Here is a 13477-nt window from a genome sequence, read left to right as displayed (position 1 = left end):
GGTGCGGAGGAAAAACGGTGTCGGTGGCGGGGGCGTCGGCTCGCGGGGACGGCGAATCGCGAGCCGGCGAGCCGCGGCGAGGGCGGGTCGGCTCGCGGGGACGGCGAATCGCGAGCCGGCGAGCCGCGGCGAGGGCGGGTCGGAGCGCGGGGTCGACGGCACGCGGGCGGTCGGGTCGCCCGGCTCACGGTCGCCGCCGGCTCAGTCGTCGTCGGGTTCGAACGTGACGAGCGTCAACTCGCGGTCGAGCGCGCAGAAGTCGTGCGGCGGCTCCCCCTCGACCGCCGCGATGCGGCGTTCCTCGTCGAACGCCATCCCGAGCGGTTCGCAGTACTCGTGGCTGGGGCACTCGACGTGCGGACACGGGCCCGCGAGCGACGCCTTGCTCCCGGCGTACGCCCCCTTCGAGGGGACGTTCGCGGTCACCGCCGTCGGCTCGACTTCGACCGCGCGGACGCCCCGGTCGTGGACCGCACACTCCAGCAGTTGGGTGTTCTCGCGGACGCCCGTCACCCGGTAGCGCCGCCCCTCGACCAGGTTGAGACACTGGCTCCGGTACGGACAGCCCTCGCAGGCGGACGACGCCCCCTGGTAGACGAACTCCTCCCCCTCGACCGCGAGTCGAGCCCCCACGAGCGTGACCGTCGACATACTGCCCGCTTTCCCGGCGGTCCGGTTACGCCTTTCGACCGGTCAGGTCGTCGAGCGCCTCGAAGTACGCCTCGCGGGGGACCTGGTAGGCGCCGCGGTAGTCGACGTCGCCGCGCGCGAACCGGTCGGCGACGGCCCGCGCGCCGTCGACGGCGTCGTCGCGGGCGTCGTACCGCGTCGACTCGACTTCGACCTCGGGTTCGAGAAAGAGGGTGACGTGCCACTCGTCGGTCTCGTACTGCCCCGCGCCCGGGCGGGCGCGCCGCGACCCGTTCGTCACGTACACGGTGGGGAGACACGCCGGGTCGAAGCGGTCGGCGTCGAACACGTCGGGCCGGTAGACGAGGATGACCCGCCCCTCGCGCTCCTCGTTCCACACGCGCCACCCGTCGGGGAGATCCGAGTCGTCGAGGCTCACGGCCGGCGTACGCGGCCGACGCCCATAGGCGGTGCGCTCGCGGATTCGCTTCCGGTATATAAATGCCCTCGGACGCGCGTCCGACACCGGGGGCGATTGCCTGACTGCGCGCCTTCCGGGTGGGAGTCGGGAGAAGGCTTATACGTGCTAATTACTCACACAGTAGCAGGTTCCAGTCGGGCGAGCCCGAACTGGGACGCCGGTCCGCCCGCCGTTCCATCGCTCTCGTCGTCGAAGCCCGTGTGGGTCGCGCGGCACGGGAGGATCGGTTGCGACTACGAACCGGACTCGCGGTGAGTCACGAACATCCGCATAGCGACACGAGTCGGAGCACCCGCGCCCCTAGCTGAGCACGCGCGTTCTCCGACCCTGGAACGCCCCATGCTCGGAGAGATACTTCCACCGGACCACCTGGGAGAATGGCTCAATATCGGCGCTCGGACGATAGCGATAGTCGTCTCAGCGCTCGAGATCTGGAAGCGCACTCGCGAGGAGGGAGAGACGGAGTAGGGACTGACCGGGTAGGCTATGGACGCCAGAATGCGGCGCCCCTAGCTGAGCGGGTAGGGGTACCGGTCCGGCGGTTATTAGCTTTGCGGCACAGTGTGACACCGGGGTCCGCTCTACACACTGAGAGGCGTAGCCCGGTTCGGACTCGCCGTTCGTATATAACCGCCGTCGGACGCGCGTCCGACACCGGGGGGCAATTGCCCGACGTGCGCGCCTTCCGGGTTGGAGTTGGGAGAAGGTTTATACGTGTTAACCTCTCACATGGTATCAAGTCACCAGTCGGGGCGGGCCCGAACTGGGACGCCGGTCCACCCGCCGTTCCGAAGTTCTCGTCGTCGACGCTCGTGGGGGTCGCACGGTGCCGGTGGGCCGGTCGCAGGCACGAGGCGGCTCGAAAGTCGAGACGCCGGCTAGACAACACACCATGAAAGAGATGGAAACGCTTGAAAAACTGAGCGAACACTACAAGGAATCGGTTCCCGCGGACCTCAGAGAGGCGAACTCGTTCGAGTGGTACCTCGAAGAGGTCGCCGACGACCCTCACGTGGCGCGCAACGCCCACCAGCGGGTCGCCGACATGTTCGACCACTACGGCACCCGCTACGACGAGGACGCGGGCGTCGTGGAGTACCTGATGGCGAGCGAGGACCCCCTCCACGACGGCGAGAACACCTTCTACGGTCGGGAGGTCCACGAGTCGATCCACGAGTTCGTCAACAAGGTGAAGTCGGGCGCTCGGGGGCTTGGCCCCGAAAAGCGGATCAAACTCCTCCTCGGGCCGGTGGGGTCGGGCAAGAGCCACTTCGACTGGCTCGTCCGGCGCTACTTCGAGGACTACACCGCCAGCGAGGCCGGCCGGATGTACACGTTCCGGTGGACCAACCTCTGTGAGGTGATCGAAGACCAGGACCCCTCCGACGACACGGTCCAGTCGGCGATGAACCAGGACCCGCTGGTGTTGTTGCCCCAGCCCCAGCGGGACCGCGTGATCGAACGGCTCAACGAGGACCTTGACGCGCCGTACACGATCCGCAACGAGCAGTCGCTCGACCCGGCGTCGAGTTTCTACATGGACGAACTCCTCGCTCACTACGAGGACGACCTCCAGGCGGTGCTCGACAACCACGTCGAGATCGTCCGGCTGGTCGCCGACGAGAACCAGCGCCGCTGCGTCGAGACGTTCGAGCCGAAGGACAAGAAGAACCAAGACGAGACCGAGTTGACCGGCGACGTCAACTACTCGAAGCTCGCGGTGTACGGCGAGAACGACCCGCGGGCGTTCGACTACGCGGGCGCGTTCTGTAACGCCAACCGGGGGATCTTCTCGGGCGAGGAGCTACTGAAGCTCCAGCGGGAGTTCCTCTACGACTTCCTCCACGCCTCCCAAGAGCAGACGATCAAGCCGCGGAACAACCCGCGGATCGACATCGACCAGGTGATCGTCGGCCGCACCAACATGCCGGAGTACCGCGAGAAGAAGGGCGACGAGAAGATGGAGGCGTTCAACGACCGCACCAAGCGGATCGACTACCCGTACGTCCTCGAGTACGACGAGGAGGCGGAGATCTACCGGAAGATGCTCCGGAACGCCGACGTGCCGAACATGCACATCGAGCCGCACACCATGGAGATGGCGGGGCTGTTCGGCGTGCTCACGCGGATCGAGGAGCCCGCGGAGGGGAACGTCTCGCTGGTCCAGAAGGCGCTCGCGTACAACGGCGAGATCGACGAGACCGACGACATCGACGAGCGGAAGCTGCGCGAGAGCGGCGACGCGCTCTCGGACATCGCCGAGGGGATGGACGGCGTCTCCGCGCGGTTCATCGGCGACGAGATCGCCGAGGCGATCATGGACTCGACCCACCGCGGGCGCGACTACCTCTCGCCGCTGTCGATGTTCACCCACCTCGAGGAGAACCTCGAGAACCACGGGTCGATCCCCGAGGAGAACCTCGACGCCTACCACCGCTACCTCGAACTCGTCCGCGAGGAGTACCGCGAGCGCGCCATCGAGGACGTGCGGCACGCGCTGGCGTACGACGTCGACGAGATCCGCCGACAGGGCGAGAAGTACATGGACCACGTGATGGCGTACATCGACGACACCACCGTCGAGGACAGCCTCACGGGCCGCGAGCAGGAACCGGACGAGACGTTCCTGCGGTCGGTTGAGGAGAAACTGGAGATCCCCGGCGACCGGAAGGACGACTTCCGCCAGGAGGTCGCCAACTGGGTCTCCCGCCGGGCGCGGGAGGGGTCGAGCTTCGACCCCCAGGAGAACGACCGACTGCGGCGCGCCTTGGAGCGGAAGCTCTGGGAGGACAAGAAGCACAACATCAACTTCTCCGCGCTGGTGTCGGCGGGGGAACTCGACGACGACGAGCGGAGCGCGTGGGTCGACGCGTTGATCGAACAGGGCTACTCCCGCGAGGGCGCGCGCGAGGTGCTGGAGTTCGCCGGCGCGGAGGTGGCAAAGAGCGAGCTGGAAGAGTCACAGTAACATGACCGACTACATCGAGCGGGCCGACGAGGCGCTCGACGGGGCGTACGAGCCTCCGATGAGCCTCGAGGAGTACGTGGACCTCGCGTTCGCGAACCCCTCCGTGGCCGCTCACGCGGCGAAGTACCTGCTGGACGCCGTCGAGTCGATGGGCACCCGCACCGTCATCGAGGAGGGCGAGGAGCGCGAGCGCTACCGCTTCTTCGACGACCCGCACAACGACGGCGCGCACGCGGTGCTCGGCAACACGAAGGTGTTGAACGCGTTCGTCGACGACCTCCGGACCGTGGCGGCGGGTCGCGGGAAAGACGAGAAGATCCACTGGTTCGACGGGCCCACCGCGACGGGCAAGTCGGAGCTGAAGCGGTGTCTGGTCAACGGGCTGAGCGCCTACTCCAAGACGCGGGCGGGCCGCCGGTACACCGTCGAGTGGAACATCGCGGGCGCGGGGTCGTCGGGCGCGAGCAACCTGAGCTACGGCGGCGACGCCGACGACGAGGACGACTGGTACGAGAGCCCCGTACAGGCGCACCCGCTGTCGGTGTTCCCCGAGTCGGTCCGCCGCGAGATCGTCGCCGACCTCAACGACGGGAACGACGACCACGTGCCGGTCAGACTCGACACGGAACTCGACCCGTTCTCGCGGGAGGCGTACGACTACCTCGAGGAGCGCTACCGCCGCGAGGGCGCCCGCGAACTGTTCTCGGCGGTGACCGACCGGGGGCACCTCCGGGTGAAGAACTACGTCGTCGGCGTCGGCTCGGGCATCGGCGTGCTCCACGCCGAGGACGACGGCTCGCCGAAGGAGCGGCTGGTCGGCTCGTGGATGCCCGGCATGCTGCGGGAACTCGACAGCCGCGGGCGGAAAGACCCCCGCGCGTTCAGCTACGACGGCGTGCTCTCGCAGGGGAACGGCCTGCTCACCGTGGTCGAGGACGCCAGCCAGCACGCGGACCTGCTGCGGAAACTGCTGAACGTGCCCGACGAGAAGCACGTCAAACTCGACAAGGGGATCGGGATGGACATCGACTCGCAGTTGCTGATCATCTCGAACCCGGACCTGGACGCGGAACTGGACCAGTTCGCCGACCGAAACGACCGCGACCCGCTGAAGGCGCTCAAGCGCCGGCTCGACCGCCACGAGTTCCGCTACCTCACGGGACTGTCGCTCGAAGCCGAGCTGATCCACCGCGAACTCACCGACGAGACCGGCGTGTGGGCGACCGCCATCGACGCGACCGACCCCGAGGCGGTCCGCGAGACGGTCGACGAGCGGGTGCGCGCGCCGCTGACCGTGACCGTACGCGACGAGCGCGGGGTCACCCGCGAGCGTGAACTCGCCCCCCACGCCATCGAGGCGGCGGCGGCGTACAGCGTGGTGACGCGGCTCGACAGCGAGGACCTCCCCGCGGACGTCGACCTGGTCGACAAGGCGCTGCTGTACGACCAGGGCTACCTGCGCGAGGGCGACGAGCGTGTCGACGCCGCCGACTACGAGTTCGACGGCGAGGACGGCACCCACGGCATCCCGGTGACGTACACCCGCGACGTGGTCGCGGACCTGCTCCACGAGACGCCCGACCGCCACCACCCCGACCTGCCGGTCGAGGAGGTGCTGATGCCGACGGACCTGCTCGACGCGATGGCGAACGGGCTGGCCGACGCCCCGGTGTTCTCGCGGGCGGAGGCCGCCGAGTACGAGGGCCGCCTCGCCGCCGTCAAGGAGTACGTGTTCGGCCGGCAGGAGCGGGACGTGCTCGACGCGGTGCTCGCGGACAAGGGCGTCGCCGAGGAGACGGTCGCCGAGTACGTCGAACACGTGTTCGCGTGGGACGCCGACGAGCAGGTGGCGACCGACCGCGGGCCGGTCGACCCCGACCCGCTGTTGATGAAGGTGTTCGAGACCGAACACCTCGGGCGGTTCGCCGAGTCCGACTACTCGGGGAACTCGCCGAGCCAGGCGGTCGAGGAGTTCCGCCGCGAGAAGGTGATCACCGCGATCAACCGCTACGCGTGGGAGCACCGCGACGACGACTTCGCGGTGTCGGACGTCGACCTCGCCTCGATCCCGGTGATCCGGGCGGTGCTCGACACCCACTCGTGGGAGGACGTCCGGCGCGTCTACGAGGACTTCGACCCCGCGCGGTGGGACGACCCGCCCGCGAACACGGAGACCGAGCGCGTGAAAGAGCGGACGATAACCCACCTCGTCTCGCAGGGGTACAGCCCGGCGTCGGCCGAACTGGTCGGCCGGGCCGTGATGCGGGAGGTGAGCGCGCGATGGGACTGAGGGAGGACCTCGAACGGTTCCGCGAGGTCGGCGAACAGCGCCGCCCGGACCTCACCGAGTTCATCCGCGAGGGCGACCTGTCGGGCGGCGACGGCGACATCCGGATCCCGGTGAAGATGGTCGACCTCCCGGGGTTCGAGTACAGCCAGCGGGACATGGGCGGCGTCGGCCAGGGGCAGGGCGGTCAGCCCCAACCCGGCCAGCCGGTCGACGTACCCGGCGACGACGGCGACGACGGTGACGGCGACGGCGACGGCGACGAACCCGGCGAGGGCGAGGGGGAGCACGGCTACTACGAGATGGACCCCAGCGAGTTCGCCGAGGAGTTGGACGACCAACTCGGGCTGGATCTCGAACCCAAGGGGAAGCAGGTCGTCGAGGAGGTGGAGGGCGACTTCACCGAACTCACCCGCGCGGGACCGAACTCCACGCTCGACTTCGAGCAGTTGTTCAAGCAGGGACTCAAGCGGAAGCTCGCGACCGACTTCGACGAGGAGTACGTCCGCGAGGCGTGCCGGGTCGCCGGCGCGGACGCCCGCGACGTGTTCGACTTCTGTCGCGGCGAGAACGTCCTCGTCTCGCTGGCGTGGATCGACGACGCGATGGGCGACGTGCCCGACGACGAGCGCGACCGGTGGGCGTCGTTCGACGAGATGGCCGAGAACGTCGAACGGACGCCGATCAACCAGCGGATCCGCCGTGACGGGCTGAAGCAGGTGCCGTTCCGCCGCGAGGACGAGCGCTACCGCCACCCCGAGGTGGAGGAGAAGCGCCAGAAGAACGTGGTCGTGGTTAACATCCGCGACGTGTCCGGGTCGATGCGCAAGCGGAAGCGCGAACTCGTCGAGCGGGTGTTCACGCCGCTCGACTGGTATCTCACCGGCAAGTACGACGAGGCGACGTTCCACTACGTCGCCCACGACGCGGAGGCGTGGGAGGTCGAACGCGGGGAGTTCTTCGGCATCCGCTCGGGCGGCGGCACCCGGATATCCAGCGCGTACGAACTCGCCGCGGAGATCTTAGCGGAGTACCCCTGGAGCGAGTGGAACCGCTACGTGTTCGCGGCGGGCGACTCCGAGAACTCCAGTAACGACACCACCGAGAACGTGGTGCCGCTGATGCGGTCGATCGACGCCAACCTCCACGCGTACGTCGAGACCCAACCCGGCGGCAACACGATCAACGCGACCCACGCCGAGGAGGTCGAAAGCGCGCTCACGGACCTGGACAACGTCGCGGTCACGCGCGTCGGCGGTCCCGAGGACGTGACCGGCGCCATCTACGACATCCTCTCGACGGAGGACGGATCATGAAAGACGACAGGATCGTCGCGCGCCGCGAGGCGGCGCGACTCGAGGAACCGGCGGAGCGCGCGCGGGAACTGGCCGAGCGGCTGGGACTCCGGCCGTACCCGGTGAACTACTGGGTCGTCGACTACGACGAGATGAACGAACTCATCGCGTACGACGGGTTCCAGACCCGCTACCCCCACTGGCGGTGGGGGATGAAGTACGACCGCCAGCGGAAGCAGGACGCGTTCGGGATGGGGAAGGCGTTCGAGATCGTCAACAACGACAACCCGTGTCACGCGTTCCTCCAGGAGTCGAACAGCCTCGCCGACCAGAAGGCGGTGATCACCCACGTCGAGGCGCACGCCGACTTCTTCCGGAACAACGAGTGGTTCGGCCGGTTCGCCGGCGACGACGAGGAGCCCGACGCGGCCGCGATGCTCGAACGGCACGCCGAGACCATCGCGGGGTACATGGACGACCCCGAGACGGACCGCGGCGAGGTGGAGCGGTTCATCGACGCCGCACTCTGTCTCGAAGACACCATCGACCAACACCGCGCGCTCGCGGCCGAGCGCGGCGGCGAGACCGCCGAGGAGTTCGCCGACGTCGACATCGACGAGCGGCTCGACCGGCTGGGACTCTCCTCGGAGGTGCGCGACCAGGTGTTCGACGACGAGTGGGTCGAAGCCCAGGAGGGCCGCGAACACCTCGCCGCGCCGCGGCCGGACGTGCTCGCGTACCTCCGCGAACACGGCGAGCGCTACGACGACGAGGAGGGGAAGGCGACGGAGCGCGAGCCGTGGATGGACGAGGTGCTCGAACTGCTCCGGCGGGAGGCGTACTACTTCGCCCCCCAGAAGCTGACGAAGGTGATGAACGAGGGGTGGGCGGCCTACTGGGAGTCGCTGATGATGGCCGAGGAGGGGTTCGCGGGCACCGACGAGTTCCTCACGTACGCCGACCACCAGTCGCGCGTGCTCGGGTCGCCCGGGCTGAACCCGTACAAACTGGGCAAGGAGCTGTGGGAGTACGTCGAGAACGCCGCGAACCGCCGGGAGGTGGTCGACAGACTCCTGCGGGTGCGCGGCGTCTCGTGGCGCAACTTCCACGACACGGTCGACTTCGACACCGTCCGGGAGGCGCTCGCGCCCGACCCGGCGTTGGAGGAGGTGCGGTCGGACACGCTCGACCGGTTCGACCCCGACGACCCGCGGGTCGACGCCGACGGCCTCGAACGCGCGCGGGCGGGCGAGATAGACGCCGACCGCTACCCGTGGGCGGTCCTCAGCTACGAGGGCCTCTGCGAGCGGCACTTCTCGCTGGCCAAGCCCGCCCACCGCGGCTTCCTCGAACGCGTCGGCCGGAGCGAACTCGAACAGGCCGCCCGCTACATGTTCGACGACGAGGTGTACGCGAGCGTCGAGGAGGCGCTCGCGGACGTCGACTACGGCGCCGGCTGGGCGCGGATGCGCGAGGTGCGCGAGAGCCACAACGACGTGACGTTCATCGACGAGTTCCTCACCCGCGAGTTCGTCGTCGAGGGGAACTACTTCACCTACGAGTACTCGCGCGCGACCGACGACTACCGCGTGGCGAGCACCGACCCCGACGACGTGAAACGGAAGCTGCTGCTCCGGTTCACCAACTTCGGCAAGCCCAGCATCGCCGTCTACGACGGTAACTTCGACAACCGCGGGGAACTCCTCCTCGGCCACCGCTACAACGGCGTCGCACTCGACCTGGCGAAAGCCGAGTCCACCCTCGAACGCGTGTTCGAACTGTGGGGCCGGCCGGTCAACCTCGCGACAATCGTCACCGAGTACGACGACCACGAACTCGAAGTCGCGCGCCGCCGCGGCCGCGAACCCGACGGGGAGGAGGTCGGCGTCCGCCTCCGCTACGACGGCGACGGGGTCGAACACCACGAACTCGACGCCGAGTTGGAGGCGCGGATCGGCGCCGCCGAGGTGGACTACGACACCAAACCCGACGACTGGCTGGCCTGAGCGGCCCGCCGGTCGGGGCTCCCCGCTCTCGGACGGGTCGTCGGGCGTCGAGAACCGTCCCGTTCGGCCGGCTAGTCCGCCCGAGCGGACGGCACACGCTGACGAGGAGGGGACGAGTCGAATCGAGAACCGGCGGAGCGTCCGACGCGTCGGCGTCGAACTCCGTTCGTATCTATCCGTTGTATCGAGAACTACTTAAACGAATCTCGGGGTGACCGCGGCCGAGTCGCACCGGGGACGATACCGACCCGTCGGGCGTCGAACGGCGTCGCTGTCGAACTGGAGACGGGAGAAGCGACCGGCGTGCGTCCGCCGGTCCTCGTTCGTATCTATCCGTTGTGTCGAGAACTACTTAAACAGGCTCGGGGGAGACGGCGGCGGTCACGCCGACTTTTAGCGCCCACCGGGCGTGGGTCGGCCGTGTCGAACGAGGAGTCCCTCTCGCGGTTCGCGGCCGACGTCGCGTCCGCGGTTCCGCCGGTGGACGCCGAGACGACCGGTCGGTACGGCGACGGACTGGGGTCGGAGTCGGAGGAGCGACAGGTGGACGCGCTGGTCGACTACCTCGCGGAGCGGCACGAGCGGTACCGCGGGGTCGAACGGGAAGTCGCGTACCCCGAACGGGCGGCGCGGTGTGACCTCCGCCTCGCGGACGGTACGCCAGTCGAGGCCAAACTCCTCCGCTACTGGCGGGCGAACGGCGACCCGGAGCCACACGCGTACGGACACGTCTTCAGCCCGTTCGACGCGAACACCCTCCTCACCGACGCGAAACGGCTCTCGGAGTCGGGATTCGACCGACCCGGCGGCCTGCTCGGACTGTTCTACGAGCGGGCGCCGGACGACCCCGTAACGGTCCCCGAGTCGCCCGAGCGGTTCGGCGCGGAGACGCTGGCGCGGAAGGCGGTGGTTGACCTCGACTTCTGGTACGACCTGAACGCGAGCGTCGCCGCTATCGAGCGGTTCGACGGGTTGCGCCACCCGGTCCACCGGCGGGGCGCCGCTATCGCGTGGGCGCTGGAGTGAGAGCCACCGCTGGCCGGATGAGAACTGTGAGGACGCGTCCGACGCGCGGGCGTCGAACCTCCTTCGTATCTATCCGTTGTGTCGAGAACTACTTAAACGACGGTCGGACTCGCTCCCTTCGGCCGCTGCGACTCGTCCGCCTCGGAATCCGCGCCGCGCCGCTGGTCGTTTCGGTCCCCGCAGAATGCTCGGTCAGGGATTTGAACCCTGGTCGTCGGCTCGAAAGGCCAACATGATTGGCCGGACTACACCAACCGAGCGCACTCGTCGGTTCCCCGCGGGACGGTTTAATCCCATCGGATTCCCCCGACCGGGCGGCGGTCGAGCGGTCCGGCTCGCGATTCGGTTCGCGTCGTCCCCGTCAGGTCCAGTCGTCGAGACCGGTTTGCGTGAGCGCCTCCTCGATGCGGTCGAACCCGCGGTCCACCTCGCCCGCGGGCACCTCCCACTCGTCGGTGACGTACGCGCGGGCGGCGTCGACGTCCGGCGAGAGGTCGGTGTCGACGTCGTAGTCGTCGGTCGTCGGCGGGTCGAAGAACAGTTCCCGAATGCGGTCGGCGAAGTCGATGTGGGCGTCGCGCGCGTCGAGGACGCCGAACAGGTCGCCGTGTTCCTTCACCTCCTTGAGCGCCGTCTTCGGTCCGATTCCGGGGACGCCCTCGTTGAAGTCGGTCCCGCAGAGCATCCCGATGTCGACCAGTTGTTCGTACGTGATGTCGTGTTCGTCGAGCGTCGCGTTCAGGTCCATCAGCTCCGGGTCGCCCGACGACGTGAGCTGTCGGAGCGTGTACGGCCCGCCGAACAGCAGGGTGTCGTAGTCCTCGCTGCCGGAGTAGTCGACGTCGCCCACCCGGTTCATGTACGCACACTGCGCCTCGCCCTCCGCGGGCGCCTCCACGATAGGCACGTCGAGACGGTCGAGCAGTCCCCGGGAAGTCTCGTGGATGACCGACGTGAGCCGCTGGGTGCGCGCCTCCAGCCGCGCCGCCTCGACCGCGTCGCCCCGCTCCTCGGCCGCCTGCCGGCGCTCCTCGGCCTTCTCCCGTCGTGCACGGCGCTCGGACACCTCCGCGTCCTTCAACTCGGTGACGCCGCCGTCGAAGACGAAGACGGGGGTCAGCCCGTGTTCGAAGAACTTGGGTAGCCCCTGGACGATGCCGACGAGGTTCGCCACCTCGTCGCCGCCGGCGGTGGTGTACACCCGGTCGGACGTGAACTTGACCGTCGTCGTGAGGTAGCGGTAGAGCCAGTTGTGCGCGTCGACGGCGACGACGCCGCTCACGTCGTCGAACGACACGTCGGCGATGGCCGCGAGCGAGCGGAGGTCTGCGTTACCCATCGGGGGGGTTTGGACGCTCGCCGGTTTGAACTCCCCGAACCCGTCGCCCGGCGAGTCAGTCCCGACCCGGCCCGTCCGACGCTGACTCGTCCGGTCGGTGCGGGTCAGACTCTGACTCGTCCGGCCCGTTCGACCCCGGCGACGCGCGGGAGTCGCCGACGGCGGGCGGTCCGCGCTCGCGCTTGTCGGCGAGGAAGGCGCGCTCGCCCTCCGAGAGGTCCTCCCGGTCGGCGAACGCGTCGAGACCGGCGCGGTAGTCGGCGGGGTCGAGCGGTCGAGTCGCGCCCGCGGGACGGTCGAGTACGACCTCCGCCAGCCCCGTCTCGCGGCCGGCGTACGCGAACCCCGCCTTCGAGAGCGCCTCGTACGAGTAGGGGTTGTTGACCGCGATGCGGACGCGGTCGTAGCCGCGGTCGGCCGCCCGGTCGGTGACGAACGCACACAGGCGCGGGCCCAGCCCCTCGCCGCGGCGGTCCCGGCGAACCGTCACGTACCGGATCCACAGCGTCCGCTCGTCCGTGCGGTCGTCGTTGAACGCGGCGGCCGCGAGCGGGTCGGCGTACGACTCGACGTCCGCGGGCGGCTCCCACCCCGGCGGGGCGAGCACCGCCTTGCCCGTGCTCGTCATCACGAACTTCCCGGCGTACGCGAACTCGCGGTGGTCGAGTCTGAGGCGCGGGCCGTCGGGCGGCCAGTCCAGCAGGCGCGGCTCGACGCTCGCGGTCATACGCCTCCTGAGAGCCGCGACGGGATGAGCGCCACGGCTTTGCCCTCCCGGTCCGTGGGGGCGTCCATGCACGGGCGCGGGGACGTACGCTTCTTCGATGCGGTCGCCAGCCTCTACGACGCGGCGATGCCGAGCGTTCGGCCCGCCGACCTGCACGCGGGACTCGCGTTCGCCCACCGGCCGATCGAGCGCATCCTCGACGTCGGCGGGGGGACCGGCCGGGCGGCCCGCGCGCTCGAAGGACGGGGGGGCGAGGTAACCGTCGTCGACGCCTCGCGCGGCATGCTCGCGCGCGCCGCCGCCGCGGGCCACCCGGTCGTCCGCGGCGACGCCGGCCGCCTCCCGGTTCGGGACGGCGGCGTCGACGCCGTCGTGGTCGCGGACGCGCTCCACCACTTCCCCGACCCGCGGGGAGCGCTCGCGGAGTGTGCGCGCGCGCTCGCGCCCGGCGGCGTGGTGGTCGTCCGCGAGTTCGACCCGCGGACGCGGCGCGGTCGCGCGCTCGCGACGGTCGAACGGGTCGCGCGCATGGGGTCGCGGTTCCTCCCCCCCGACGACCTGACGCGGGCGCTCGACGAGGCGGGTCTCCGCGGCCGGGTGGTCGACCCGGGGTTCGGCTACACGGTCGTCGGGGTGAACCCGACCGACGGCTCCCGGTCGGAGCCGCGCCGCGGGAGCGCCGCGGAGGAGAACCCCGGCCGTTAAGACGAGCGGCGTG

General features: G+C 69.3%; 10 protein-coding genes and 1 tRNA gene. 6 read left to right on the top strand and 5 right to left on the bottom strand.

Features of this window, described 5'->3' with window-relative positions; genetic code table 11:
- Positions 1 to 201: 201 nt before the first annotated feature.
- Positions 202 to 651, bottom strand: coding sequence for a UPF0179 family protein (locus tag K933_RS06960; protein ID WP_023393992.1), 450 nt, complete (start codon positions 649 to 651; stop codon positions 202 to 204).
- Positions 652 to 676: 25 nt separating this feature from the next.
- Positions 677 to 1069 carry a DUF5820 family protein gene (locus K933_RS06955; RefSeq protein WP_023393991.1) on the bottom strand — a complete coding sequence of 131 codons (393 nt, stop codon included), beginning with the start codon at positions 1067 to 1069 and terminating at the stop codon, positions 677 to 679.
- A 934-nt stretch (positions 1070 to 2003) separates the two neighbouring features.
- Here K933_RS06955 and K933_RS06950 point away from each other — a divergent pair.
- From K933_RS06950 to K933_RS06930, 5 genes are all read left to right on the top strand, one after another.
- Positions 2004 to 4079, top strand: coding sequence for a PrkA family serine protein kinase (locus tag K933_RS06950; protein WP_023393990.1), 2076 nt, complete (start codon positions 2004 to 2006; stop codon positions 4077 to 4079).
- A 1-nt stretch (position 4080) separates the two neighbouring features.
- Positions 4081 to 6369 carry a PrkA family serine protein kinase gene (locus K933_RS06945; RefSeq protein WP_023393989.1) on the top strand — a complete coding sequence of 763 codons (2289 nt, stop codon included), beginning with the start codon at positions 4081 to 4083 and terminating at the stop codon, positions 6367 to 6369.
- Positions 6360 to 7682, top strand: a complete 1323-nt coding sequence (locus K933_RS06940; RefSeq protein WP_023393988.1) for a DUF444 family protein — start codon at positions 6360 to 6362, stop codon at positions 7680 to 7682. Before K933_RS06945 ends, K933_RS06940 begins: the two co-directional genes overlap by 10 nt.
- Complete coding sequence (locus K933_RS06935) at positions 7679 to 9667, top strand: SpoVR family protein (RefSeq protein WP_023393987.1); 1989 nt, start codon at positions 7679 to 7681, stop codon at positions 9665 to 9667. Before K933_RS06940 ends, K933_RS06935 begins: the two co-directional genes overlap by 4 nt.
- Before the next feature lie 420 nt (positions 9668 to 10087).
- Entirely contained in the window at positions 10088 to 10693 is a 606-nt protein-coding gene (locus tag K933_RS06930; RefSeq protein WP_023393986.1) for a hypothetical protein, read from the top strand.
- A 185-nt stretch (positions 10694 to 10878) separates the two neighbouring features.
- On the opposite strand, the gene K933_RS06925 is transcribed toward K933_RS06930, so the two are convergent.
- The 3 genes from K933_RS06925 to K933_RS06915 form a co-directional block, all read right to left on the bottom strand.
- Positions 10879 to 10953 (bottom strand) — tRNA-Glu (locus K933_RS06925).
- Positions 10954 to 11054: 101 nt separating this feature from the next.
- A complete protein-coding gene (gene fen / locus K933_RS06920) occupies positions 11055 to 12032 on the bottom strand; it encodes a flap endonuclease-1 (RefSeq protein WP_023393985.1) in 978 nt (325 codons plus the stop codon).
- Between the two features lie 55 nt (positions 12033 to 12087).
- Positions 12088 to 12759 (bottom strand): GNAT family N-acetyltransferase, encoded by a 672-nt coding sequence (locus tag K933_RS06915; RefSeq protein WP_023393984.1) that lies wholly within the window; start codon positions 12757 to 12759, stop codon positions 12088 to 12090.
- Between the two features lie 66 nt (positions 12760 to 12825).
- Here K933_RS06915 and K933_RS06910 point away from each other — a divergent pair, with 66 nt between their 5' ends.
- Positions 12826 to 13464, top strand: a complete 639-nt coding sequence (locus tag K933_RS06910) for a class I SAM-dependent methyltransferase (RefSeq protein WP_023393983.1) — start codon at positions 12826 to 12828, stop codon at positions 13462 to 13464.
- Positions 13465 to 13477 lie beyond the last annotated feature (13 nt).

The sequence above is a fragment of the Candidatus Halobonum tyrrellensis G22 genome, assembly GCF_000495475.1.
GTDB lineage: Archaea > Halobacteriota > Halobacteria > Halobacteriales > Haloferacaceae > Halobonum > Halobonum tyrrellense.
The sequence above is the reverse complement of the archived record's forward strand: the minus strand, read 5'-3'. Positions and strand labels throughout refer to the sequence as shown.

Excerpts from the sequence above, each read along its gene's own strand:
- K933_RS06960 (WP_023393992.1), bottom strand. The coding sequence starts at position 651 with ATGTCGACGGTCACGCTCGTGGGGGCTCGACTCGCGGTCGAGGGGGAG.
- K933_RS06950 (WP_023393990.1), top strand. The coding sequence starts at position 2,004 with ATGAAAGAGATGGAAACGCTTGAAAAACTGAGCGAACACTACAAGGAA.
- K933_RS06945 (WP_023393989.1), top strand. The coding sequence starts at position 4,081 with ATGACCGACTACATCGAGCGGGCCGACGAGGCGCTCGACGGGGCGTAC.
- K933_RS06940 (WP_023393988.1), top strand. The coding sequence starts at position 6,360 with ATGGGACTGAGGGAGGACCTCGAACGGTTCCGCGAGGTCGGCGAACAG.
- K933_RS06935 (WP_023393987.1), top strand. The coding sequence starts at position 7,679 with ATGAAAGACGACAGGATCGTCGCGCGCCGCGAGGCGGCGCGACTCGAG.
- fen (WP_023393985.1), bottom strand. The coding sequence starts at position 12,032 with ATGGGTAACGCAGACCTCCGCTCGCTCGCGGCCATCGCCGACGTGTCG.
- K933_RS06915 (WP_023393984.1), bottom strand. The coding sequence starts at position 12,759 with ATGACCGCGAGCGTCGAGCCGCGCCTGCTGGACTGGCCGCCCGACGGC.
- K933_RS06910 (WP_023393983.1), top strand. The coding sequence starts at position 12,826 with ATGCACGGGCGCGGGGACGTACGCTTCTTCGATGCGGTCGCCAGCCTC.